The following is a 23958-nucleotide window of genomic DNA, read 5'->3' on the forward strand; positions in this document are numbered from 1 at the left end:
CTCCGTTCGGCTTGCGTGCCCGGCACATGCTGCGACACTGCGCAAATGGTTGCACGCGCGCTCTTCGATCTCTGCAAGCAGTCCTTCGTATCGTGGCGGGCGGACTATGCCCCGAGCATGGGCGCGGCCCTGGCTTACTACACAGTGTTCTCGGTGGCGCCGCTGCTCCTGATCGTGATCTCGGTCGTCGGCCTCGTGTTCGGGCGCGACGAGGCGCGCGGCGAGATCTTCGAGCAGCTTTCGGGCCTGATGGGCGCCGAGGGCGCCCGGGCGATCCAGATCATGCTCGAGGCGCTCAACAAGCCGAGGCAGGGCATCGTTGCGACGGTGATCGGCGTGGCCCTGCTGATCGTCGGCGCGACCACCGTCTTCGGCGAACTCCAGGACGCCTTCGACCGCATCTGGCGCGCGCCGGCGCGACAGGACGTCAACGGCCTGATCGACCTGATGCGCGTGCGCTTGCTCTCGTTCAGCATGATCATGGGCATCGGCTTCCTGCTGATCGTGTCGCTGGTGGTCAACGCGGCGCTGGCGGCGCTCGGCGAATGGTGGGCGCCGGTCTTCGGCCACTGGGCCACGCTGGCGCAGAACGTCAACTCCGTGTTCGGTTTCGCGATCGTGACGGTGGGTTTCGCGATGATCTTCAAGTTCATGCCGCGCGTGAGGGTGCAATGGCGCGACGTGTGGATCGGCGCGGTGGTCACTGCCGTGCTGTTCACCATCGGCAAGTTCCTGATCGGCCTGTACATCGGCAAGACCGGCATCGCCTCGGGCTATGGCGCGGCCGGTTCGCTCGTGGTGCTGCTGGTGTGGGTGTATTACTCCGCGCAGATCTTCCTGCTGGGCGTCGAGTTCACGTGGGTCTATGCCCACGAGTACGGCTCGTTCAAGGGACGTCCTCGGCCGGCGGCAAGCATCTCGCCGACACGCGTGGAGACGACCGGCTGATCAACCCTTGAAGCCGCCGTTGTCGAGGAACTTCTGTTCTTCGGCGGTCGTGCGACGGCCGAGGGCCGCATTGCGATGCGGAAAGCGGCCGAAGCGCGCAATGATGTCGCGATGCAGCACCGCGAAGCGCTGCGTGTTGGCATCGAGCGCGGCATTGAGCTCGACCGATCGCTCCTGGTCCGCCAGCGATTCCGAATGCATGAAGGGCAGATAGAAGAAGGGCCGCAGCGCCGCATCGACCTGCTGGTCGAGGCCAGCATCGACCGCGGAGCGCGCGATGGACTGCGCCTTGCCGTCGGTCGCGAACATGTGGCCGCTCCCGCGCCAGGCATTGCGCGGGAACTGGTCGAGCAGCACGAGCAACGCGAGCGCCCCGTCGGCATCGCGGGCCCACGGATCGAGCACACCGGCGGCGGCGGCGTGGTGGGCGGCTTCGAATTTCGACTTGAACTCGGCGTCGAAGGCGTCGTTCCTGGCGAACCAGTGCTTCGGGCCGGCGTCTCGCCAGAAAGCGACGACGTCATGGGCGGAAGGGAGGGTATTCATGCGTGGAAATCATGCCACTGCGTTCCAAGTCGGGTTCGTCGCCGACAGCGGGCGGTTGCGATGCTGCCTATGCTGGCAGTTTGAAAACTGAAGGAGATCAACTCATGAATCGATACGGCACCACCTTGCGCATGGCCCTCGTGGCCGGCGTCGCGACAGCCGCTCTCGCAGGCTGCGGAATGATGTCGAAGTCCAACACCGCGAGTTTCAGCGGCAGCATGAACGCGGCCAGCGAAGTGCCGCCTAACATGACGCGCGGCAGCGGGCTCGCCGAGGCGACGCTGAACAAGGACACCAACGTCCTGAAATACAAGATCACCTATGACGGCCTGAGCGGGCCGGCCACGGCGGCGCACTTCCATGGCCCCGCCGCGGCGGGTGCGAACGCGGCCGTGGTGCTGCCCTTTGCCAATGCGGCCAGCCCGATCGAGGGGACGGCGACGCTCACCCCGGCGCAGGCGGCGGACCTGATGGCGGGCAAGTGGTACGCCAACGTCCACACGGCCGCCAACCCAGGCGGCGAGATTCGCGGCCAGATGCTGCCCAAGATGTAATCCCTTCGAGGGAAGCCGGCGAGGCGGCGCATGGTGTCAAATGACGTCATGCCCGCTTCCAGAAACGCCAAATCATCCGTCCCGAGCCGCGCGGGAATCACGGTCGATATCACGACAGCAAAGAAGGCCCTGGTGCTGCAGGGGGGCGGTGCGCTGGGTGCCTACCAGGCCGGCGTCTACGCGGGCGTCTTCCAGAAGCACAAGGCTCTCGACTGGGTCGCCGGGGTGTCGATCGGCGCCATCAATGCCGCGCTGATCGCCGGCAACGCACCCGAGATGCGGGTGAAGCGCTTGCGCGAGTTCTGGGACCTCGTCTCCTCGGGCCCGGCGCAGCGCGTGCCGACGTGGTGGAGCGACCGAGTGATGTTCAACCAGTGGAGTGCGACGTCGGCGGCGGTGTTCGGCGTGCCCGGTTTCTTCGAGCCGAGGCGCAGCCCGTCCCTGCTGCTCGGCGGCGCGGCGCCGGTGCTGAGCTACTATGACACCGCGCCGCTCAAGTCGACGCTGGAACGGCTGGTGGATTTCGATCGCATCAACCGCCAGGAGACCCGCTTCAGCGTCGGCGCAGTCAACGTGCGCACGGGCAATTCCATCTACTTCGACAACACGGTCCAGCGCATCGGCCCCGAGCACATCATGGCCAGCGGCGCGCTGCCGCCGGGCTTCGCGCCGGTGCATATCGACGGCGAGGACTACTGGGATGGCGGCATCGTGTCGAACACGCCGCTGCAGTACGTGCTCGATACCCATCCGCGCAGCGAGCCACTGCTCGTGCTGCAGGTCGACCTGTTCAGCGCGCACGGCGCGATGCCGGCCACGATCTCCGAGACCATGGAGCGGCAGAAGGACATCACCTATTCGAGCCGCACCCGCATGAACACCGATGCGCTCGCCTCGAACATGAACCTGCAGCAGGCGATCGCTGACCTGATCAAGAAGCTGCCCGCACCGCTGCGGAAGGACGCCAGCGTGCAGGCGGTGTGCGACCAGCTTTCGCACAAGCCGATCGAGATCGTGCACCTGATCTACCGCGACAAGCCCTACGAACTCGAATCGAAGGACTATGAATTCTCGCGCGCGTCGGTCGACGAACACTGGGAGGCCGGCATGCGCGATATCTGCAACACGCTGGACCATCCGGAATGGCTGAAGAGCGCGGCGCAGGCCAACGGCGTCACGACCTTCGACCTGACTGAACCCAATTCGCGTCGCGTTCGCCGCCCGATGAAGCTTCCGAACATTCCTGTCGGAACCTAGTCACGCGAATCAGGTACGTTTAAGTTTCCCCCGCCAATCTGAGGCCTCGGGCACGCAGATTGCACGCTTCTTCCAACCTCCGTCACGCAAAGGAATCGCCATGCAACTCAAGGACAAGGTCGCATTCATCACCGGCTCGGCCAGCGGTATCGGCAAGGAAATCGCCATCGTGTTCGCCAAGGAAGGCGCCAAGATCGTGATCGCCGACCTCAACAAGGAGGCCGCCGATGCGACCGCCGCCGAACTCAAGGCCACGGGCGCGCAGGCCATCGGCGTCGGGGTCGACGTCACCAGTGAAGACCAGGTCAACGCCTCCGTCGAGGAAGGCGCCAAGGCCTTCGGCGGCATCGACATCCTGATCAGCAACGCGGGCATCCAGATCGTGCACCCGGTCGAGGAGTTCAGCTTCGCGGACTGGAAGAAGATGCTGGCGATCCATCTCGACGGCGCCTTCCTGACCACCAAGGCCTGCCTGAAGCACATGTACGCGCAAGGCCGCGGCGGCAGCGTGATCTACATGGGCTCGGTGCATTCCAAGGAGGCATCGCTGCTCAAGGCGCCCTACGTCACTGCCAAGCATGGCTTGATCGGGCTGGCCAAGACCGTGGCGAAGGAGGGCGCCCAGCACGGCGTGCGGGCCAACGTGATCTGCCCCGGCTTCGTGCGCACGCCGCTGGTCGAGAAGCAGATCCCGGAGCAGGCCAAGACGCTCGGCATCAGCGAGGAGCAGGTGGTCAAGAACGTGATGCTCAAGGAGACGGTGGACGGCGAGTTCACCACCACCGACGACGTGGCACGCGTAGCGCTGCTGTTCGCCGCCTTCCCGACCAATGCGCTCACGGGCCAGTCGCTGGTCGTGAGCCACGGCTGGTTCATGCAGTGAGCTTGAGCTCCCAGGTCTCGCCGACCAACTGCTGGCCGAAGCCCTCGTAGGGCTCCGACTTGACCAGCCGGAAGCCGCGTGCGGCGTAGATGCCGCGAGCGGCGCTGAGGCAGCTGTTGGTCCACAGCACCATCTTCCTGTAGCCCTTGCTGCGCGCGAAGGCGATGCATTCGTCCGTCAGCCGGGCGCCCAGGCCCAGCCCGCGCGCCTTGGGGCTCAGGATCAGCATGCGCAGCTGCGCCGTGCTCGGCGACTTGCGGACCACGAACACGGCTCCGACGCGCTCGCCATCGAACTCGGCGATCCAGCAGCGCTCCCATTCGGGCTGGAACTTGCGCAGGAACTGGCTGGCGATGTCGGCCACCAGCGCTTCGAAATCGCTGTTCCAGCCGTATTCGCGGGCATAGATCTCGCCATGCTGCTGCACGACCCAGCCCATGTCGCCGGGTGCCGGGTCGCGTAGCACGGCGGCCTTCGTCTTCGTCGGAGCGGACGCGGCCGGGTCCAGCAAGGTTTGAACGGTTTGCATGGCTTCGATGAGTTGCAGTCTTTGGGGGGCGGCGAGCGGCGAGAGCAGGGCAGTGGCCTCGTCCCGCGATTTCTGCTGCAGCGGGGCGAAGGCCTGGTAGCCCGCCTCGGTCAGGCGCAAAAGGCTCTGCCGCGCGTCGCGCACGTCGGGTTCGCGGCGCAGCCAACCCTGGGCTTCGAAGCGGCGAAGGATGCGGCTGAGATAGCCGCCGTCGAGATGCAGGTCCTTGGCGATCTCGCTGGCCACGGCGGCCTCGCGGTGGGCCAGTTCGTAGAGCACACGAACGTCGGTCAGCGACAAATCGCTGTCGAGATAGGGGTCGAGCACGCCGATGCGACGGGTGTAGAAGCGATTGAACTGGCGGATCGCCTTGACGGCGGCGACCTCGGGCGAGAGGGGTGAGAGGGCCGAGACAGTCGACATACTTGCCATTGTCATTCAATTAATTGACAGAAGCAATCAAATGCCAATCCTGGCGGTGGGCATCGCCTTGCCCTTTAGGGCGACAGAACCAGTGGAAAACCCTAAAATCGCGGGTTGCCCACAACGGGCCCACCCGGCCCGCAGGCCTGCGCGGCACCCTTGCCGTCCTATCCCCGATGAACGCCCCCGTCGACGTCTCCTTTTTCGCGCGTGCCGCCAAGCCGCTGACCAGCTACCGCAAGTACTGGGCAGCCCGTTTCGGCACGGCCAGGTTCCTGCCCACCTCGAGGGCCGAAATGGACGCGCTCGGCTGGGACAGCTGCGACATCATCGTCGTGACCGGCGACGCCTACGTCGACCACCCCAGCTTCGGCATGGCCGTGATCGGCCGCATGTTGGAGGCGCAGGGCTTCCGGGTCGGCATCATCGCCCAGCCCGACTGGCAGAGCGCCGACCCCTTCAAGGTGCTGGGCAAGCCGAACCTGTTCTTCGGCGTGACCGCCGGCAACATGGATTCGATGATCAATCGCTACACCGCGGACCGGAAGATCCGCAGCGACGACGCCTACACCCCCGGCGATGTCGGCGGCAGCCGGCCGGACCGCGCGGCCATCGTCTACTCGCAGCGCTGCAAGGAAGCCTGGAGCGACGTGCCGATCGTGCTCGGCGGCATCGAAGGCTCGCTGCGCCGCATCGCGCATTACGACTACTGGCAGGACAAGGTGCGGCGATCGATCGTGGTCGACGCCAAGTGCGACCTGCTGCTCTACGGCAACGCCGAGCGCGCCATCGTCGAGATCGCCCACCGTCTCGCGGCGAAAGAGCCGGTTCACCAGATCACCGACGTGCGGGGCACCGCCTTCGTGCGCCGCGAGACGCCGGAAGGCTGGTTCGAGATCAATTCGACCAGCGTGGACGAACCCGGCCGCGTCGAGGCCCACGTCAACCCGTACCTGATGGTGTCGGAGCAGGCGAAGGCCAACGGCGCAACCTGTGCCAAGGAAGACGAGGCGCAGGCCGTCGCGCAGGCGGCCGAGGCTGCCGGAGGATCGGTCAACCCCGCGATCAAGCCGCTGAAATTCGTTCCCAATCCGGCGCTGCAAAGTCGCGAACGCATCAAGGTGCCGCCGCGCGACCGCTCGGTGATTCGCCTGCCGTCGTACGAGCAGGTGCGCGCCGACCCGGTGCTGTACGCCCATGCCAACCGGGTGCTCCACCTGGAAACCAACCCCGGCAACGCGCGTGCACTGGTGCAGGCGCACGGCGAAGGCACGACCGCCCGGGACGTCTGGATCAACCCGCCGCCGATCCCGCTCACCACGGCCGAGATGGACCACGTGTTCGACCTGCCGTACGCGCGCAGCCCACATCCGCGCTACGCCGACGAGAACGGCAGCCATGACGGTGCGACCAAGATCCCGGCGTGGGAAATGATCCGCTTCAGCGTCAACATCATGCGCGGTTGCTTCGGCGGCTGCACCTTCTGCTCGATCACCGAGCACGAGGGCCGCATCATCCAGAGTCGGTCGGAAGACTCGATCATCAAGGAGGTCGAGGCGATCCGCGACAGCGTGAAGGGCTTCACCGGCACCATCTCCGACCTCGGCGGCCCGACCGCCAACATGTACCGCATCGGCTGCAAGTCGCCCGAGATCGAGCAGGCCTGTCGAAAGCCGAGTTGCGTGTACCCGGGCATCTGCCCGAACCTGAACACCAACCACGATCCGCTGATCAAGATCTATCGCCGTGCGCGGGCGCTCAAGGGCATCAAGAAGATCCTGATCGGCTCGGGCCTGCGCTACGACCTGGCGGTGCAATCGCCCGAGTACGTGAAGGAACTCGTGCAGCACCACGTCGGCGGCTATCTCAAGATCGCGCCCGAGCACACCGAGCAGGGCCCGCTCACCAAGATGATGAAGCCGGGCATCGGCAGCTATGACAAGTTCAAGCAGATGTTCGAGAAGTTCAGCGCCGAGGCCGGCAAGAAGCAGTACCTGATCCCGTACTTCATCGCGGCGCATCCGGGCACGAGCGACGAGGACATGATGAACCTCGCGATCTGGCTCAAGAAGAACGGCTTCCGCGCCGACCAGGTGCAGACCTTCTACCCGTCGCCGATGGCCACGGCCACGACGATGTACCACACCAGCAAGAACCCGCTGCGCAAGATCACGCGCGAGAGCGAGACGGTGGACATCGTGCGCGGCGACAAGCGCCGCCGCCTGCACAAGGCCTTCCTGCGCTACCACGACGCCAACAATTGGCCGCTGCTGCGCGAGGCGCTCAAGTCCATGGGCCGCGCCGACCTGATCGGCAACGGCAAGCACCACCTGATCCCGACCTGGCAGCCGCTGACCGACGGCAGCTACCAGAGCGCGCGCCGCAAGAACTCGACGACCGTTGCGCTCACGCCGGTGAAGCCTGCGAAGGGCCGCATCCTCACCCAGCACACTGGCCTGCCACCGCGCGACACCGGGGCCGCGCCCGCCGCCCGGCCCTCGGGCGGCAAGCCCATCCGCAAGGGCCGCTGAGCCGCGCCGTACGCCGCGACGGACCAGCGTCCTCGCGGTGTATCGTGTCGGCATGAAGAAGCTGCTGGGCGGGGTTTGGCGTGGATGCCGCATCGGCGTCTGCCTCTGGATCGGCGCGATGGCCTTGGGTGCCCAAGCCGCGACGCTCGAAGCCGGCTCGGCGCAGGCCATGCGGGAGCTGCATCGCAAGCTCGACGACCAGCTCGCCAACAGCCCCTTGCGTCGCCCCGTCGTGCTCGACTCGACCGAGACCGATGGCGGGTTGCAGGGCGATGTCTATGCGGTCGTCAATCACTCGATCGAGGACGTGCGCCGCGCGCTCGAGCGATCGTCGCAATGGTGCGAGATGCTGATCCTGCACATCAACAACCGCCGTTGCCGCGCCGAGCATGACCCGAACGGCGAGAAGCTTACGCTCAGCGTCGTGCCTCGCTACGACAAGCCGATCGACCAGGCCTTCGAACTGACCTTCATCCACCGCGTTGCCAGCGCCACGCGCGACTACCTGCTGGTCGACCTGTCCGCCGAATCGGGTCCGATGGGCACCAGCCAGTACCGCGTACTGCTCGAAGCCGTGCCGCTCGGCGATCGCCAGACCTTCCTGCACTTCGCGTATGCATACGACCACAACATGGTCGCGCGGCTCGCGACGATGGCTTACCTCGCGACCTTCGGCAGCGACAAGGTGGGCTTCACGGTGGTCGGCAAGACGCCGGACGGCGCCCCCGAATACATCCGCGGCCTGCGCGGGCTGGTGGAGCGCAACGCGATGCGCTACTTCCTCACGCTGGAGGCCTATCTCGACGGCTTTGCGGTGCCGCCGCCGGAGCGCGCCGACAAGCGCCTGAACAGTTGGTTCCAGTCCATCGAGAAATACCCGACGCAACTGCACGAGGTCGATCTCGCGACCTATCTCGCGGTCAAGCGCGAAGACCGGCAGCGCGACGGCATCATGGCGCGCTGAACTAGCGCAGCACCAGCACCGGCGTGTGCGAATGCGTCAGCACGTGCAGCGTCTCGCTGCCCATCAGCAGGCGCCTGATGCCACGGCGCCCGTGCGAGGCCATCACGATCAGATCGCACTTGTGCACTCGGGCCGCCTCGATGATGGCTTCGGACACCAGCTCCGATTGCATGACGATCGCCCGGGCGCTCTTCACGCCCTTCGCTTCCGCAGCGGCCTTGACGGCATCGACCACGCGCTGGGACTCGGCATCGGCCTGCTCGCGCAGGCGCGACACCTCCATCTGGCTGAGCAGCATCGAGCCTTCGAAGTAGCTGGCGGGGTAGTGATGGACCACCTTGACGGCGATCAGCTCCGCCTGTGTCAGCAGGGCCAGGTCAATGGCGCTGGTCACGGCCAGTTCCGACAGTTCGGAGCCATCGGTGGCGACGAGGATGCGTTCATACATGGCGACGCTCCCGGGCGGGTGAGGGCCCGCCCCGCTTCAGATTAGTGCGCAAACTGGCGCGGGGCAAGGTGCGCGCGAGCGTCTAGGCGGGGTTGCCTAGGCTGTGCGGAGGCAGCATCTCCGAGTTCGAGATAAAGTATCGACTTTGTCGATACAAAAAGGGGAGTGGACGATGCATGTAGTCATCAAGAAATGGGGCAACAGCGCCTCGGTGCGGATTCCGGCCGCCGTCATGAAATCCGTCGATTTGCACCTCGACGACATTGTGGACGTGCGTGACGAAGGAGGTCGCATCGTCATCGAGCCGGTGCAGCCCAGGAACGTCGATCTGGCGCAACTGCTGGCCGGCATCACGCCTGGCAACCTGCATGCCGAAGTCGACTTCGGTCCGACCGTGGGCAAGGAAAAGCTCTGATGGCGAGTCGCTATGTGCCCGAGGCTGGCGACATCGTGTGGCTCCACTTCGATCCTCAGGCGGGCCATGAGCAGGCGGGCCATCGCCCGGCATTGGTACTGAGCCCGGCCGCCTACAACGGAAAGACCGGCCTGATGCTGTGCTGCCCCCTGACAACGCAGATCAAGGGCTATCCGTTCGAGGTCTTGATCGCCGGCGCCCGGGCGAGTGCGGTCCTCGCCGATCAGGTCAAGAGTCTCGATTGGGCGGTGCGCAAGGCGAGTCGCAAGGGTCGAGTGAACGCGATCGAACTGGCCGAGGTGAGGGCCAAGGTCATTGCACTGGTGGGCGACCCGACCTGACCCAATCGATCAGAGCAACATCGCCGGCCGTTGCGCCATCGCGAGTCGCCAGCGTTGCAGGTGAGGGTGCTGCTCTCCCGGCTTCACCTTGACCACGCGCGCAAAGTCGACCGCCACCACCGCGGTGATGTCCGCAATGCTGAATCGATCCGCCGCGATGAAGTCGCGGCCCGCCAGGCGTTCGTCGAGCGTGACGAAGAACTTCTGCAATCGTGCCAAGCCGCGCTGGGCCAGTTCGGGAATCTGCGCATAGTCCACCGGGCCGGGCAGGGCGCGGTTGGCCATGGCAGGGGTGCCGTTGCGCAAGGCCTCGGCGATGGGCAGCAGTCCCTCGAACTCGATGCGCCAGTTCCAGCTCGCGATTTCCGCCTTCTCCTGCGGCGAACTGCCCAGAACGGGCGGCTCCGGATAGCGGGCTTCGAGGTAGGCGGTGATCGCGGCGTTGTCCGTCAACAGCAGCCCTTCCTCGGTGTGCAGGACCGGCACGGTGCATTGCGGATTCACTTTCCGGAAGGCGTCGCTCAGTTGCTCGCCGGTCCTCAGGTCCACCTGGACCGTTTCATGGGCGATTCCCTTCTCGGCAAGCAGGATGCGGGCGCGGCGCGGGCTCGGTGCAGTCGCGCAGTCGTAGAGGGTGATCATGATCGGAGCCCTGTCAGGCCGCGGCGGCCAGCTTGTCCTGCGTCTGCGTGTCGAAGTCGGCGGCGTCATGGCGTTCGTGCAACTGGCTGGACGGCTGGCCCCAGGTGCGGTTCACCATGCGGCCGCGCTGCACGGCCGGTCGCTTGGCGACCTCGTCCGTCCAGCGCAGGACGTGGGTGTATTCCTGCACCTGCAGGAACTCGCCCGCCTCATAGAGCTGTCCCCTGACGAGGGTGCCATACCAGGGCCAGACCGCCATGTCCGCGATCGAATAGTCGTTGCCCGCCAGGTACGGCCTGTCGGCGAGGTGGCGATCGAGCACGTCGAGCTGGCGCTTGACCTCCATCGCGTAGCGGTCGATGGCGTATTCGATCTTGGTCGGGGCGTAGGCATAGAAGTGGCCGAAGCCGCCGCCGAGGAATGGCGCGCTGCCCATCTGCCAGAAAAGCCACGACAGGCACTCGGCGCGCTCGGCGCCCCCCGCAGGAAGGAACGCGCCGAACTTCTCGGCCAGGTACAGCAGGATCGCGCCGGACTCGAACACGCGCACCGGCGTCGGCCCGCTGCGGTCCCACAGGGCCGGGATCTTGGAGTTCGGATTGGCCGCGACAAAGCCGCTGCCGAACTGTTCGCCTTCGTTGATGCGGATCAGCCAGGCGTCGTATTCCGCGCCCCGATGGCCCAGTGCCAAAAGCTCTTCCAGCATCACCGTCACCTTGACGCCGTTCGGCGTAGCCAGCGAATACACCTGCATCGGATGGCGGCCCACGGGCAGGTCCTTGTCGTGGGTCGGGCCCGCGATCGGACGGTTGATGTTCGCGAAGCGGCCGCCGTTGTCCTTGTTCCAGGTCCAGACGGCGGGCGGCGTGTAGGGGGACGCGTCGTTCATTCGATGATCTCCAGGCGACGTGCCGGAAGCGGCACGCCGATCACCCGCGAGCGTAACCGCTCATGAGGCCATCGCACGAGCGGCTTCCGAAGCGCGCGAGCTGGCGAGTGCGACGGCACGTCGGCCGGATGTCCCGGGCGGGCACCTCGATCCGCACCTCGATGGGATCGGGGCCGGCGAATTCCTCGGCCCCGAAATCGAGCTTGCCCAGGACGTGGATGCCGCCGCTGACCGATTGCCCGTCATGGCGGTAGAAGACGGTCAGGTCGGGCCCCGGACCCCAGCAGATGATGTCCCCGATCTCGCAGGCCCGCGTGCGCGTGCCCTTGCCCGAGATGGCCTGGGGCAGCGGGCCGAACTTCTCCCGCTTGAAGAGGTCGTGCATCGTGATCGTCAGCGGCAGCATGGCGACGAACTCCCGCGCCGTCCTGTTGTTCGCCAAGGTGGCTGCAATCACCTTGCCATTCAGTTTCAGATGGATCTTCATGGTGGACCTTTCCGTAAAACTCATCGGTGGGACGAACGTCCCCTGCGGTGCGCCACAGGGCGGCACCGCTGACATTGCGATTGGATTTGCGACGCGGGACGCCGCGCGCGGGCAGCGCCTCGAACGCTTCGTCAGTCGTTCACGCGACCCAGCTGGAGTTCACGCAGGCGCTTGACGTCGCGCGCGGGCGGCAGGCCGAAGAAACGGCTGTACTCGCGGTTGAACTGCGACTGGCTCTCGTAGCCCACGCGGTGTCCCGCGGTGGCGGCATCCACGTGTTCGCTGATCATGATGCGCCGCGACTCCTGCAGCCGGAGCTGCTTCTGGAACTGCAGCGGGCTCATCGCCGTGACGGCCTTGAAGTGCTGGTGCAGCGACGACACACTCATGTGAACTTCATCCGCCAGGTCTTCGACCCGCAAGGGCTCCTGGAAGCGCTGCGAGAGCATGCTGATGGCCTGCGCGATACGCTGGCTGTGGCTGTCCACCACGGCCATCTGCGCCAGCCGCCAACCATCGTCCGACCTCAGCAGGCGGTACAGGATCTCGCGGGTGATCAGCGGCGCCAGGGCCGATACATCTTCGGGCGTGTCGAGCAGCTTGGCCAGCCGCAGCAGCGGTTCCAGCAGCGTCGTGGACAGCTCGCCGGTGAAGATGCCGCGTTGCGACGGCGCCTTCGGCAATGTCTCTCCCAGCTTGAGATCCAAGGCAAGCGCCGCGATGTCCTTGACGTCGAAGCTCAGCCGCAATCCCAGGTACGGTGCTTCCGGCGACGCGTCGATCACCTGGCCCGACACGGGGAGGTTCTGCGACACCACAAGGTACTGGCTGCTGTCGTAGACGTAGACCTCGTCACCGAGCAGGACCCGCTTGCTGCCTTGCGCCAACACGCAGAGGGCGGGTTCGTGCATCGTGTGAACCGGGTGCTGCATGTGCGAAGCCCGCCCGAGCACGAAGCGCGGGATCGGCGTCTCATGGGCGCCGTCGGTGACGGTGATGCGATCGATCATCGCGGCGAGCTCGGCCCGCATCATGGTGGTCTGAAGCTGGTCGACGGGACGGTCGCTGCGCAGTGCGGTGGGGGTGGATGTCAACATGGATTGAAGCTTAGGCATCTCGCCGCCACTTGTCTCGCCTCTTGCGGGCCGGGCGGAGGATCGTGCAAACATCTTCAACGATTCTGCAAGTGCGGCGTCGTGTGCGCGCTCGGGTAGTCTGTCGCCATGGATTCACTGATCGCCGCCTCCGCGCGCGCCCTTGCCGCGGGTGACGCACTCGGCGCCCTCAAGCGCGTCGCCCTGCGTGAAGACCCGCCGGCGCTGGCCCTGCGCGGCATCGCCATGGCCCAGCTCGGCGAGCATCCGCGCGCGCGTGAACTCCTGCGGCGCGCCGCCAGCGGCTTCGGCGCCCACGAGGAGCTGTCGCGTGCGCGCTGCGTCGTGGCCGAGGCGGAAGTGGCGCTGGCCATGCGTGACCTCGGTGGCTCGCCGCGTTCGCTGGCGGCCGCATCGGCGACGCTGGAGGCGCATGCGGATCGCGCGAATGCACTGCAGGCGCGATTGATCGCGGCGCGCCGACTCCTGTTGCTCGGTCGTCTCGACGAGGCCGATGCTGCGCTGGAGCAAGTCGACACGAATGGCCTGTCGCCGGCGCTGGTGGCCGTCGCCGAACTGACTGCCGCCGAGCTGGCGCTGCGCTCGCTGCGCACCGGACCGGCGCATGAAGCGCTCGTCCGGGCGAAGCAGGCGGCAGAGCGTGCGCGCGTGCCGGCGCTGCTGGCCGAGGTGGCGGAGGCGCGGGCCGCCTTCGAACGTCCGGCGGCGCGGCGACTGCTGGCCGGCAAGGAGCAGGTGCTGCACCTCGACGAGTTCGCGGCGCTCCTGGCCTCCGGCGCATTGGTCGTCGACGCCTGTCGTCACGGCGTGCGCGCCGATGGCACATGGCTGCCGCTGGCACGCAGGCCCGTGCTCTTCGCGTTGGCGCGCACCCTGGCCGAGGCCTGGCCGGGGGATGTGGATCGCGAAGCCCTGATCGCCTCTACGTTCCGGACACGCGACCCCGACGAGACGCATCGGGCGCGCCTGCGGGTCGAGATCGGCCGGCTGCGCGCGCTCGTCAAGCCCCTGGCGGACATCGAGGCCACCGCACGAGGCTTCGTCCTTCGTCCGGTCGGCGAGCGCGACGTCGTCGTGGTGGCGCCGCCCATCGATGGCGACCAGGCGTCGCTGGTGGCGCTGATGTCCGACGGCGCGGCGTGGTCGACCTCGGCCCTGGCGCTGGCTCTCGGCGACAGCCAGCGGACGGTGCAGCGCGCGCTGGCCGAACTCGAAGCCGCCGGACGGGTGCGCTCGATCGGCCAGGCGAGGGCGCGCCGCTGGCTGGCGCCGCCGCTGGCGGGATTCACGACGATCTTGTTACTCCCCGCTGCGCTGCCGATTGAATAGAGTTGTCTCACGGCGCCGATCCGAGCCGCGCCACCAGCAAGGAGCAGTGATGACCAGCAAGACCAAGGACAGACCCCAGGCCGCGGCGCATGCGGCAGAGATCGTGCGCGAGTACGGTCCCTTCGCCGGTGTCGAGGCCATCCACGGCGTGACCCACGACGGCCGCCGCGTCTGGGCCGCCACCGGCGGCCGCTTGCTCGCCTTCGACCCCGGGAGTGGCGAACCCACCGACACGCTCGCCTGTGCCTGCGACGCCGGCACGGCTTTCGATGGCACCTACTTCTATCAAATCGCCGAAGCACGCATCGACAAGATCGACCCGTCCACAGGCAAGGTGCTTTCGTCGATCCCGGCACCGGGCCATGGGCGCGACTCGGGGCTCACCTGGGCCGAGGGCAGCCTCTGGGTGGGGCAGTTCCGCGATCGCAAGATCCACCAGATCGATCCCGAGACCGGCAAGATCACCCGCACCATCGAATCCAACCGCTTCGTCACCGGCGTGACCTGGGTCGACGGCGAGCTGTGGCACGCGACCTGGGAGGCCGACGAGAGCGAACTTCGCCGGGTCGACCCCGAGAGCGGCGCCGTGATCGAGCGTCTGGAGATGCCGCCTGGCATCGGCGTCAGCGGCCTCGAATCCGACGGGGCCGATCTCTTCTACTGCGGCGGCGGCGAGAGCGGCAAGGTCCGCGCCGTGCGGCGCCCGAACCCCAGGAGCACATCATGAAGACCGCCATGGCCGAAGCAGGCACGACGAACCATCCCGTCGTGTCGATGGACCAATGGGTGACCGAGCGCAAGGCGCTGCTGGCGCGCGAAAAGGAACTGACGCGCCTGCAGGACCAGATCGCCAGCGAGCGCCGTGCACTGCCCTGGGTGCGCATCGACAAGGCCTACGCGTTCGACGCGCCGGAAGGCCGGCGCACGCTCGCCGACCTGTTCGAAGGCCGGCGCCAGTTGCTGGTGCAGCACTTCATGCTCGGGCCGGGATGGGAAGAGGGCTGCAAGAGCTGCTCGTACATGGCCGACCACATCGACGGCATGAAGCTGCACCTGGAGCATCGCGACATCACGATGCTGGTCATCTCACGCGCGCCGCTGATCGAGATCGAGCGCTTTCGCGAGCGCATGGGCTGGAAGTTCAAGTGGGTGTCCTCGTACGGCACGGAGTTCAACCACGACTTCGGCGTCAGCTTCACGAAGGACGAATTGGCGCAGGACGAGGTCTACTACAACTTCGACATGCAGCCCTTCCCGCACGAGGAGGCGCCGGGGGTCAGCGTGTTCTACAGGAACGAGGCGGGCGAAGTCTTCCGCACTTTCTCGACCTATGGGCGCGGCGTGGAAGTGATGATGGGCACCTACAGGATGGTGGATCTCACGCCGAAGGGGCGCGACGAGCGCAACCGGTTCGACACCATGGATTGGGTGCGCCACCATGACCGGTACGAGGCGGAGGCGCCTGCCAAGGCCGCTGCCCATGCCTGCTGCGGCGCGCACGTCTGACCCGTTGCACATGTCATGGCAAGCCTCTGGCCGTGGCTGGTGGTTGCGGGGGTCGGGGCCCTTCACGGGCTGAACCCTGCCTCCGGCTGGATGTTCGCGGCGGCCTGGGGCGTGCGTTCGCACGACCGGGCGCAGGCGCTGCGGGCGCTGGTGCCGATCGCGATCGGGCATGCGGCATCGGTCGCGCTGGTGGCTGCCGCGGTGGCCTACGGCTTGTCGATGGATCGCATCGTGCTGCAGGCGCTGGCGGGCGGGCTGCTGGTCATCGCCGCGTTCGCGCACCTGTCGGGCCGAACGCCGAAGGCAATGCGCGCTCCGGCAGGGCACGCCGGGCTGGCGCTCTGGTCCTTCATCATGTCCACCGCCCATGGGGCCGGGCTGATGCTGGTGCCTGCGCTGATCCCGCTTTGCATGGGCGATGCGGCGGGCAGGGAGGTCTCCGCATCAGGTTCGTTGATGGTGGCGCTGGCGGGCGTCGGTGTGCACACTGCGGCGATGCTCGTTGTCACCGGGATGGTCGCGATCGGGGCCTGTCGCGGCTTCGACGTCGGCGCTCGATGGTTTCGAGACCTGGGTCGCGGCGGGCCCTGGCTCATCTCCCCAATGGAGGGGAGGTTTGCCATGCGCCGACTCAATTTAAGGTTTGGTGAGGGATTGCTTAAGCAATTCTTAGCGGCGCGCGAAGGCGTGGATTCCTAGACTTCATTCACAGCAGGAGGGTGCACGGTGCGCTTTCCGCTGGACCGAAACGAGGACACCCGCAATGAACATCGATCAGCGCGAAATGCGCCAGGTCGCGGAGGCCGCAGCGCCCCGCGTGGATATGTACGTCGGCATCCACAAGGCGCTGCGCGCGCTCATGGCCGACAACCTGCTCGTCGTCGGACGCATGGACGTCGACGATTCGCTGGAACTGGCCCAGGTCACCCAGCGCGTGCTGGAACTGCTGGACTTCTGCCGCTCGCACCTGCAGCACGAGAACGACTTCGTGCATACCGCGATGGAGGCCCGCGCGCCCGGTGCCAGCGGCCAGATCGCGCACGAACACGAGGAGCACGTGGCGGCCATCACCGCGCTGGCGAACCAGACCACGGCGCTGCTGCAATGCGAGCCCGAGGCGCGCGCGGCTGGCGCACTGGCGCTGTACAGGGCGCTGTCGCTGTTCATCGCCCACAACTTCGAGCACATGCATGTCGAGGAAACGGCGCACAACGCGGTGCTCTGGGCGCGCTATACCGATGCCGAGCTGATCGAGATCCACAACGCGCTGGTCGCCTCGATCCCGCCGCACGAAATGATGTTCGTGGTGCGCTGGATGGTGCCCTTCATGAACCCGGCCGAGCGCGCCGCAATGATGGGCGACATGCGCGCGCATGCGCCCGCGCCGGCCTTCGCGGCGGCGCTCGACGTGGTGCGCCCGCACCTGACCGAGCGGGAATGGGCCAAGCTCAGTGCAAGCCTGAAGCTGCCGACCGCGCCGGGACTGGCGCAGGGCTGAAGCGCCGGGGGCCGGTCGGGCTCAGCCCGTGATCTCGGTGAGCGCGACCGGCCGCTCCATCCGCAGGCGGAAGCGGCCGCGCCCGGTCTTCTCCAGCCGGATGTGAGGGCAGTTCTCCAGCAGCCGCCTCTGAAGGAGCACCAGCCGGGCTTCGAGGTTGTCCGCGAGGTCGGGCAGGCGGATGGCAGGGTCCAGCCGCAACTCGCGATTGGTGAACTCGCTGCGGCCTTGTTCCGAGTACTCGCGCAGCAGCTTCCCGAGGATGGCACCCGCCACGCCCTTGATCAGGTAGCTGTCGCCGATGAAGACGCTGTTGTTCGCGAGGTAGTGCCGTACCGGCACTGGCGCGCCGGTGGCCGACGGCGCACCGGCTGGAGCAGGCTCCTCCGCGGGAGCCGCAGGTTCGTCACCGGCGCGCAACAGTTCCAGCGCCGCGCCCAGGTGGCCGGCGATCGCGACCAGCGCATCCTCGTCTTCGAAGCCGAATCGCATGTCCTGCGGGCTCTCGACGAACAGCGCGCCCAGCAGCCGTCCGCTGGACATGATGGGAACGGCCAGTTGGCTGTGCGGCTCCGGCAGGCCCGGGAAGCAGATCTCGGTGTCGAGCACCAGGCCGGGCTCCGTCTCGCGCATGCTGCTGCGCACCGCATGGCTGTAGCTGGCCGCGTTGGTCATGTGGCTGATGCGCACCGGCGTGCGCTCGCGGGCGGCCACGCCGATCACGCCGTGGCCGATTTCGATCTCGGAACCGACGCCCGATGTCGCATACCCGCAGCTCGCCACCGTGTAGAGGCGCTGCGTGGCGGCGTCCAGCATGAGCACCATCGCGTGGCGCACGTCGAGGTGATCATTCAGCACGGCGAGCACCGTCTGCAGCAACTCGTCGGTCGCGCCGCATGCCGCCAGGCGTTCGGCCGAACGCCGCACGCCGGCGAGCAATCCCAGGCGCGGAGGCTGGGGTGGAAGGCGCTCGCCTTCGACGCTCTCGACGGCCTCGACTTCGTACACATCCGAACCCAGGAGCCGGAACACGCCGGCCATGCCCGAGTACGAGGCGATGCCGGCCAGTTGCGCCTTCATGCTCTCGAACATCGGGCCGCTGGTTTCGGTGCGCAGGTAGTGCAAGTGCAGCCGGTAGTAGGCCGCGCTGGCCGGATCGATCAGCAGCACGCTGGCGTAGGGATTGGCAAGGATGTTCTGCCGTGTCTTGTTGAAGAACTGGAAGGACAGCGCCACGTGCCGCTCGTCCACGTAGTTGACCTGCGAGATGTAGGCCACGTTGGGCGTTCCGTCCGCCGCGCAGGTGGACATGATGGCCGGGATCGCGCCTTCGAAGCAGCCGCGGATCTGGTGCAGCGAGACGGGCGGGGAGGCCGGGATCATGCCGTTGCCGATGCGGGCAGCGCGCTGCCTGCCTTGGGGCCGGGGGTCTGGTCGAAGGCTTCGTTGGGGTGGAAGCGAACAGCCACCAGGTCCTCGAGCCGGAACGCGAGGATCGTGCGCACGAAGATCGGGTCGCAGCGGACGAGGCCCAGCTCGTACTCCATCGATGCAAGGTAGCGGCGGAGGACCGGCAGATCCTCTTCACCGGCCGCGCGGAGCTCGGCCGTGCGCGCCTTCACCTGCACGGTGCGGTGGCTCAGCGGCTCGCTGAAGACGACCGCGATCTGGCCCGTGGCGGCAATGTCCTGGAGGAGTTGTCGCCCCTGGCCGCGTGCGACGAAGACCGTGATCTCCGTCCCGTCAGGCGAAATGCGGGCCCCCATCGCGCGCATCAGGCTGGGCCGCAGCGCGGCATTGCGCGACGAGACGATGGTCGACACGCCCTTGTCGATCATCGCGATGTGTTCGGGTTTCAGCAGCGGGCGGGGAGGGGCGTCGGACATGGGGCAACGGCCGGGCGTGGGAGAACGGCATTGTGATTCAAAGCCCTCCCCAGCGCATGGAAATCGCGCCGTCCCGGCGTCCGTACGTGCCTCAGGCGTACTGGCGCATGGCCCGGTCGACCGGCGGCGGCGACACCCGCAGGTGCCGCGTTGCGCCCGCCGTGCGCATGACCGCCGACAGCAGCGATCGGAACCAGATGTGCCCCGGCGCCTGCTGGTTGCGCCCATGCCAGAGCTGGTAGAAACGCATCGGCGGAAAGTCGATGGGCGACTGCACGACCGCCAGCGGCAGCATCGCCGCGAAGTGCTGCGCGAAGTGGCGGCTGGTGGTGAAGATCAGGTCGGTGCCGGGCAGCAGGTGCGGCGCCATCGAGAAATAGGGCACCGTGACCGTAGGCGCACGCGACAGCCGCTGTGTCGCGAGGTGCGTTTCGACCACGCCGCGCTGCAGCGTGCTGTAGAGCTGCGGCACGACGTGGGAGCCCTCCAGGTAGTCGTTGACCATGAGGCCGTTCGCGCCCGGATGGTCGCGGTCGACCAGGCAGACGACCTCGTCTTCCAGCAGCAGCGTGGTGCGGAGATGTTCGGGCGGCTGCGGCCAGTTGCCGATGACCACGTCGAGTTCGCCTTCGGCGAGTGCGGCATCGAAGTCGTAGTCCGGGCCGAGCGGCTGCAGGAACAGGCGTGCGCCCGGCGCGGTGGTGCGCATGTAGTGGACGACGGCCGCCATCAGTGGCGGCGCGAGGTAGTCGGGCGAGCCGATGCGGAAGGTCTGGCGCGTCGTCGCGGGGTCGAAGACGTCGCCGGGCGACAGCAGCGCGTCGATCTCGCCGAGCACCACGCGCACCGAAGCCTCCAGTTGAAGCGCACGCTCGGTTGGCACCATGCGCTGCTTGTCCTTGATGAGCAATGGGTCGTCGAAGACGTCCCGCAATCGCTTGAGCGCCGTGCTGATGGCGGGCTGCGACTGGTTCAGCCGCGTGGCCGCGCGCGAGACGCTGCGCTCGCTCATCAGCGTGGTGAAGACACGCAGCAAATAGGTGTCGAATGGGTCGTTGGAGCGTGACATGGTCTGTTGCCGCACAGCTTTGGTGCCTCGGCGCACCGGCGACAGTCGCCAGCGGGCTCCGGGGCGGCCCTTTGCTATGCCGCTGATACGGCGCAAGCGATTGGCGTGCCATGTCCGCGTTCCTACAGTTCAGGCATCCCTTTTGCTGCACGACATCATGACCACCACCCACCCCACGCGCCGCGGCGCGCTCCAGTTGCTGGCGGCCGGCGCCGCTTCGTTGGCATTGCCCGCCTTTGCCCAGTGGCCGGACAAGCCGATCAAGATCATCGTGACCTTTCCTGCGGGCGGCTCGAGCGACATCCTCGCTCGCGTGATGGGTGAGCAGCTCTCCAGGAAGCTCGGCCAGGCGGTCGTGGTCGACAACAAGCCGGGCGCGGGCGGCACCATCGGCGGGGGCCAGGTGGCGGCGGCGGCGCCGGATGGCTACACCCTCATGCTGTCGAACACCACGCCGATCGCGCTGGGTCCGTTCACGCTGGAGAAGCAACCTTACGACCCGATCACGGCCTTCACGCACATCGCCTCGCTCGGCTCCGCGCCGCTGGTGATCATGGCGAGCAAGCCATCGGGCATCACCACCTTTGCCGAACTCGATGCGCGGGCCCGCAAGGACGGCCGGCTGGACTTCGGCTCCGGCGGCCCCGGGTCGATCGGCCACATCCACGGGGAGTTGATTCGCAAGGTGACCGGGGCCAATCTCGTGCACGTGCCCTACCGAGGCGGCGCCCCGATGACGACCGACCTGATAGCGAACGTGATCCCGGTCGGGATCGACGTCATCACGGCCTACGTCCCCTACTTCAAGGGCGGCCAGCTGGTGCCGCTCGCCGTGACGGGCACCGCGCGCTCGCCGCTCATGCCCGACGTGCCGACCATCGTCGAACTGGGCCAGCCCAAGCTGGTGCTGGAGAACTTCTTCGGCCTCAGCGGCCCGGCCAAGATGCCGCCGGACATGGTGGCGAAGCTCAACACTTCGTGCAATGAAGTGCTCGTCATGCCCGAGGTGCAGAAGAAGCTGATCGAGCTCGGCATCGTCGCCAAGCCGGAGAGCACCGCGCGTTTCGAAGCCATCGTGAAGGAGCAGGTCGGCGTGCTGGCGCCCACCGTGAAAGGTGCCGGCATCAAGCTTTGAACGCGGCAAGCGGCACCTGAACGTCGAGCGCGCGCTGGTTGTCTGGGATTAATCTGAAAATGAATGATTGACGTCGATCCATAAAGAATCAATGCATCCGCGATGTAGACTTCGGCCGCCCTCAATCGAGGGCGTTCTTTTTGAAACATCCTAGGGAGCATTAAAAAATGCAAAAAATCGATCGCGAAGCGTTGGCGAATTCCATGATTGCGGGTGGCACTGCCAAGTGCTGCAAGCCAAAGTCCTGCGCGCCGACGCCAACCCCCACGCCCACGCCCACGCCGACGCCGACGCCGACGCCGCCGGTGGTCGTTCCCACTCCCTAAATAGCAGGAGGACGGACCGCAAGGTCCGTTTTTCATGGGAGCGGAAATCACACGCTGGCGCCAGCGGCTGAAGCTCATGCGCCACCATTGCGGAGGTGCACTGTCGGGCCGGCTGCCATTGGCGCTGTCCGGGCGCCTGGTGCCCGTGGCATGGTGGATCGCGAGTCTTTTCAGTGCCCGAGTCCGGGCGAGCGGAAATGCGCGGGTCGAAATCGGACGGGAAGTGCTGGGGCTTTCAACGCGGCAGGTCCGACGCGCAAGCTCAATGGCATTGCAGGAAAGCCTGATCGATCGGCGTATTTATTTCGGCAGGCAGAGATGCGCCAATGAGAAATGGCCCGATCTTGGAGAAATTTCCGTAGCACTCGCAAAAGAAATTTCTCGATTGAAAGCCGAATACGGCGGACGTCCTGTCATTGTTTCGCCGTTTCACTACGTTTCCCAGTACGCGAATATCTATGTCATTGACGAGTTGCGCGCGTTATTGGGAATTGAATCGATCGCGGTCGTTTCCGGTGTGCCCCGAAATCTGTACGGCGACGACGACGCGCAAATACCTGGCGTCAAGGTGCTCTACACATTCGGCGACGAGGATCGCAATGGCCTGGGATTGCGCGTTGCCCGGGCATTGAAGCGCCACGGCGTCATCGTCCTCTTCGCCGACGTGCCGCCGTTCATGATGCACCGCTTCCCGACGCAGACGGTCGGCGTCACGATGTTCGGACGCCCGGCACGCATCCACAACGGAGTTTTCCGCCTCGGGTCACCTTTCGACGCGGTGTTGCTTCCTTTCTGCCTGCGCTTCGAGCGGGGCCGGTTCAAGGCGGATCTGTTCGACGCCATCCCGCTCTCCGCCACGGACGCGCCGCAGCACCTGGCCGCCTGCATCGAAACGGCGTTGACCGCCAACTACGCGAACTGGCTGCCCGCGGGGCATCCGTCCATGTACGCGTTCGCACCCTCCAAATAGAGCGATCGCATCCGCGTCCAGACACGCGACGCGATCCTCCGATCGGGCCGATGGCCAGTTGAAATCATGAAATCAGTCGACCTCCCTCGCTTTCAGGACGTGTCCTGGCGATGGGTCTCCTACACGGCATCGGTCTTCATCGTTGTCGCCGTCGTTTTCGCCTTCGTTCACGAGATCGAACTCAAGCAGGACGTGCAGGGCGAGATCGTCTCTCCTTCGGACGTCAAGATCCGCGGGCTGAGCGGACTCGTGTCCGTGATCCATGTCCAGCCGTCCGCAGAGGTGGCGGCAGGAGCGCCGCTCTTCGTGCTCGACAAGAACCTTTCCCTGTCGAGCGACGGTCGCCAGCGCCCGCAGTTCGACGAGCAGATGCGCAGCGAACAGACCGGCACGATGCGGACCCAGTACGACCAGCGCAGGACCGGCCTGGTGGCCCGGCTGGAAGCTGCACGCCTGACCAAGGCGAGCCGACAGGCCGAAATGGTCGCCCTCGATGCGCAGGGCGCGCAGAACCGCGCCCTGGTGAGCGAGGCGGAGAAGAAGCTGTCCAGGCTGAATTCGGTTTCGGACTACCTGCCTGCCGACCGGATCGAGCAGGCCCGTAGCGAGATGCGCCAGAGCCGGGTGGTGCTGGCACAAGGGGCGGCCCGGCGCCAGCAATTGCTGGGCGAGCTGGCTGCGTCGCGGAGTACCCAGGCCGAACTGGAGGTGCAGATCGAAGCCCTCGAATCGCAGCATGCGCGCGACTTGCAGGACCTCAACGTCCGCTTCGAGGAGTCGCGCCAGAGCATGACGATTTCCGCCCCCAAGGCCGGCGTCGTGACCTTCTCCAACCTGGTGCCCGGGCGCACACTGGAGGAAGGCGATGTCGCGCTGGTCATCGGCACACGGGAGGGCGGGCCGCTGCGTGCCGCGTTGCGGATTCCATCGCGACGCCGTGGTTTCGTGCACGAGGGCCAGACCGTCAGGCTCAAGTTCGATGCCTTCCCCTACGAGCGCTTCGGCAGCTATGCCGCGCGCATCGATTCGATCTCGGGCACCACCGTCCAGTCATCGACCGAGCCGACGGGTCCGTCCGTGTCGAAAGGCGGTAGCGAGGGCGATGATTACATCGCCTGGGCAACGCTCGAGGGCGATACCTTCGATTTCGACCGGCAGAAGTTCAGGATCCTGTCGGGCATGCGGGCCACCGCCAGCATCGTCGTCGAGCGGCGGACCATTGCCGAATGGGTGCTCGCGCCCCTCTTTCGCGTGTTGAGGGGGTGAC

General features: G+C 66.5%; 26 protein-coding genes. 16 read left to right on the top strand and 10 right to left on the bottom strand.

Features of this window, described 5'->3' with window-relative positions:
• Window positions 1–45: 45 nt before the first annotated feature.
• A complete protein-coding gene (locus AC1D3B_RS04215) occupies window positions 46–948 on the top strand; it encodes a YihY/virulence factor BrkB family protein (protein WP_478189398.1) in 903 nt (300 codons plus the stop codon).
• Here the strand turns inward: AC1D3B_RS04215 and AC1D3B_RS04220 are convergent, their stop codons facing one another.
• The gene (locus AC1D3B_RS04220; protein ID WP_478189399.1) at window positions 949–1494 is read right to left on the bottom strand and encodes a DUF924 family protein; all 546 of its coding nucleotides are present in this window, start codon (window positions 1492–1494) and stop codon (window positions 949–951) included. It lies immediately after the preceding gene.
• Window positions 1495–1598: 104 nt separating this feature from the next.
• On the opposite strand from AC1D3B_RS04220, the gene AC1D3B_RS04225 reads away from it, so the two are divergent.
• From AC1D3B_RS04225 to AC1D3B_RS04235, 3 genes are all read left to right on the top strand, one after another.
• The gene (locus AC1D3B_RS04225; protein ID WP_435518734.1) at window positions 1599–2048 is read left to right on the top strand and encodes a CHRD domain-containing protein; all 450 of its coding nucleotides are present in this window, start codon (window positions 1599–1601) and stop codon (window positions 2046–2048) included.
• Window positions 2049–2096: 48 nt separating this feature from the next.
• A complete protein-coding gene (locus AC1D3B_RS04230; RefSeq protein ID WP_478189400.1) occupies window positions 2097–3305 on the top strand; it encodes a patatin-like phospholipase family protein in 1209 nt (402 codons plus the stop codon).
• A 100-nt stretch (window positions 3306–3405) separates the two neighbouring features.
• Complete coding sequence (locus tag AC1D3B_RS04235; RefSeq protein ID WP_478189401.1) at window positions 3406–4188, top strand: 3-hydroxybutyrate dehydrogenase; 783 nt, start codon at window positions 3406–3408, stop codon at window positions 4186–4188.
• On the opposite strand, the gene AC1D3B_RS04240 is transcribed toward AC1D3B_RS04235, so the two are convergent.
• Entirely contained in the window at window positions 4178–5155 is a 978-nt protein-coding gene (locus AC1D3B_RS04240) for a bifunctional helix-turn-helix transcriptional regulator/GNAT family N-acetyltransferase (RefSeq protein ID WP_478189402.1), read from the bottom strand. The genes AC1D3B_RS04235 and AC1D3B_RS04240 overlap by 11 nt on opposite strands.
• 161 nt (window positions 5156–5316) lie before the next feature.
• On the opposite strand from AC1D3B_RS04240, the gene AC1D3B_RS04245 reads away from it, so the two are divergent.
• Together AC1D3B_RS04245 and AC1D3B_RS04250 are read left to right on the top strand one after the other, a co-directional pair.
• Entirely contained in the window at window positions 5317–7671 is a 2355-nt protein-coding gene (locus AC1D3B_RS04245) for a YgiQ family radical SAM protein (RefSeq protein WP_478189403.1), read from the top strand.
• 52 nt (window positions 7672–7723) lie between these two features.
• Window positions 7724–8635: a hypothetical protein gene (locus AC1D3B_RS04250; protein WP_478189404.1), complete on the top strand. Its 912-nt coding sequence runs from the start codon at window positions 7724–7726 to the stop codon at window positions 8633–8635.
• 1 nt (window position 8636) lies between these two features.
• On the opposite strand, the gene AC1D3B_RS04255 is transcribed toward AC1D3B_RS04250, so the two are convergent.
• Window positions 8637–9083: a universal stress protein gene (locus AC1D3B_RS04255; protein WP_478189405.1), complete on the bottom strand. Its 447-nt coding sequence runs from the start codon at window positions 9081–9083 to the stop codon at window positions 8637–8639.
• A gap of 172 nt (window positions 9084–9255) precedes the next feature.
• Here AC1D3B_RS04255 and AC1D3B_RS04260 point away from each other — a divergent pair, with 172 nt between their 5' ends.
• Both AC1D3B_RS04260 and mazF read left to right on the top strand, forming a co-directional pair.
• Window positions 9256–9498 (top strand): AbrB/MazE/SpoVT family DNA-binding domain-containing protein, encoded by a 243-nt coding sequence (locus AC1D3B_RS04260; protein ID WP_478189406.1) that lies wholly within the window; start codon window positions 9256–9258, stop codon window positions 9496–9498.
• Window positions 9498–9839: an endoribonuclease MazF gene (gene mazF, locus AC1D3B_RS04265; protein WP_478189407.1), complete on the top strand. Its 342-nt coding sequence runs from the start codon at window positions 9498–9500 to the stop codon at window positions 9837–9839. Before AC1D3B_RS04260 ends, mazF begins: the two co-directional genes overlap by 1 nt.
• A gap of 9 nt (window positions 9840–9848) precedes the next feature.
• Here the strand turns inward: mazF and AC1D3B_RS04270 are convergent, their stop codons facing one another.
• The 4 genes from AC1D3B_RS04270 to AC1D3B_RS04285 form a co-directional block, all read right to left on the bottom strand.
• The gene (locus tag AC1D3B_RS04270) at window positions 9849–10481 is read right to left on the bottom strand and encodes a glutathione S-transferase family protein (protein WP_478189408.1); all 633 of its coding nucleotides are present in this window, start codon (window positions 10479–10481) and stop codon (window positions 9849–9851) included.
• A gap of 13 nt (window positions 10482–10494) precedes the next feature.
• Window positions 10495–11370, bottom strand: coding sequence for a glutathione-dependent disulfide-bond oxidoreductase (gene yghU / locus AC1D3B_RS04275; protein ID WP_478189409.1), 876 nt, complete (start codon window positions 11368–11370; stop codon window positions 10495–10497).
• Between the two features lie 40 nt (window positions 11371–11410).
• The gene (locus tag AC1D3B_RS04280) at window positions 11411–11857 is read right to left on the bottom strand and encodes a cyclophilin-like fold protein (protein WP_478189410.1); all 447 of its coding nucleotides are present in this window, start codon (window positions 11855–11857) and stop codon (window positions 11411–11413) included.
• 131 nt (window positions 11858–11988) lie between these two features.
• Window positions 11989–12954: an AraC family transcriptional regulator gene (locus tag AC1D3B_RS04285; RefSeq protein WP_478189411.1), complete on the bottom strand. Its 966-nt coding sequence runs from the start codon at window positions 12952–12954 to the stop codon at window positions 11989–11991.
• A gap of 126 nt (window positions 12955–13080) precedes the next feature.
• On the opposite strand from AC1D3B_RS04285, the gene AC1D3B_RS04290 reads away from it, so the two are divergent.
• The 5 genes from AC1D3B_RS04290 (at window position 13081) to AC1D3B_RS04310 (ending at window position 17305) form a co-directional block, all read left to right on the top strand.
• A complete protein-coding gene (locus AC1D3B_RS04290) occupies window positions 13081–14301 on the top strand; it encodes a helix-turn-helix domain-containing protein (protein WP_478189412.1) in 1221 nt (406 codons plus the stop codon).
• Between the two features lie 49 nt (window positions 14302–14350).
• Window positions 14351–15028 carry a Vgb family protein gene (locus AC1D3B_RS04295; RefSeq protein ID WP_478189413.1) on the top strand — a complete coding sequence of 226 codons (678 nt, stop codon included), beginning with the start codon at window positions 14351–14353 and terminating at the stop codon, window positions 15026–15028.
• Window positions 15025–15807 carry a DUF899 domain-containing protein gene (locus AC1D3B_RS04300; RefSeq protein ID WP_478189414.1) on the top strand — a complete coding sequence of 261 codons (783 nt, stop codon included), beginning with the start codon at window positions 15025–15027 and terminating at the stop codon, window positions 15805–15807. Before AC1D3B_RS04295 ends, AC1D3B_RS04300 begins: the two co-directional genes overlap by 4 nt.
• 15 nt (window positions 15808–15822) lie before the next feature.
• Window positions 15823–16506 (top strand): hypothetical protein, encoded by a 684-nt coding sequence (locus AC1D3B_RS04305; RefSeq protein ID WP_478189415.1) that lies wholly within the window; start codon window positions 15823–15825, stop codon window positions 16504–16506.
• 64 nt (window positions 16507–16570) lie between these two features.
• Complete coding sequence (locus tag AC1D3B_RS04310; protein ID WP_478189416.1) at window positions 16571–17305, top strand: hemerythrin domain-containing protein; 735 nt, start codon at window positions 16571–16573, stop codon at window positions 17303–17305.
• A gap of 21 nt (window positions 17306–17326) precedes the next feature.
• Here AC1D3B_RS04310 and AC1D3B_RS04315 read toward each other — a convergent pair whose 3' ends face one another.
• The 3 genes from AC1D3B_RS04315 to AC1D3B_RS04325 all read right to left on the bottom strand — a co-directional run bounded on the left by AC1D3B_RS04315 (window position 17327) and on the right by AC1D3B_RS04325 (window position 20260).
• Entirely contained in the window at window positions 17327–18688 is a 1362-nt protein-coding gene (locus tag AC1D3B_RS04315; RefSeq protein ID WP_478189417.1) for a GAF domain-containing protein, read from the bottom strand.
• Window positions 18685–19191 (bottom strand): hypothetical protein, encoded by a 507-nt coding sequence (locus tag AC1D3B_RS04320; protein ID WP_478189418.1) that lies wholly within the window; start codon window positions 19189–19191, stop codon window positions 18685–18687. The genes AC1D3B_RS04315 and AC1D3B_RS04320 overlap by 4 nt, the downstream gene beginning before the upstream one ends.
• Window positions 19192–19282: 91 nt before the next feature.
• Window positions 19283–20260, bottom strand: coding sequence for a LysR family transcriptional regulator (locus AC1D3B_RS04325; protein WP_478189419.1), 978 nt, complete (start codon window positions 20258–20260; stop codon window positions 19283–19285).
• A gap of 157 nt (window positions 20261–20417) precedes the next feature.
• Here AC1D3B_RS04325 and AC1D3B_RS04330 point away from each other — a divergent pair, with 157 nt between their 5' ends.
• The 3 genes from AC1D3B_RS04330 to AC1D3B_RS04340 all read left to right on the top strand — a co-directional run bounded on the left by AC1D3B_RS04330 (window position 20418) and on the right by AC1D3B_RS04340 (window position 23957).
• Window positions 20418–21395, top strand: a complete 978-nt coding sequence (locus tag AC1D3B_RS04330) for a Bug family tripartite tricarboxylate transporter substrate binding protein (RefSeq protein WP_478189420.1) — start codon at window positions 20418–20420, stop codon at window positions 21393–21395.
• A gap of 360 nt (window positions 21396–21755) precedes the next feature.
• A complete protein-coding gene (locus tag AC1D3B_RS04335) occupies window positions 21756–22691 on the top strand; it encodes a lysophospholipid acyltransferase family protein (RefSeq protein WP_478189421.1) in 936 nt (311 codons plus the stop codon).
• Window positions 22692–22757: 66 nt separating this feature from the next.
• Window positions 22758–23957, top strand: coding sequence for an HlyD family secretion protein (locus AC1D3B_RS04340; protein ID WP_478189422.1), 1200 nt, complete (start codon window positions 22758–22760; stop codon window positions 23955–23957).
• Window position 23958 lies beyond the last annotated feature (1 nt).

The organism is Variovorax sp. P5_A3 (genome assembly GCF_056400665.1).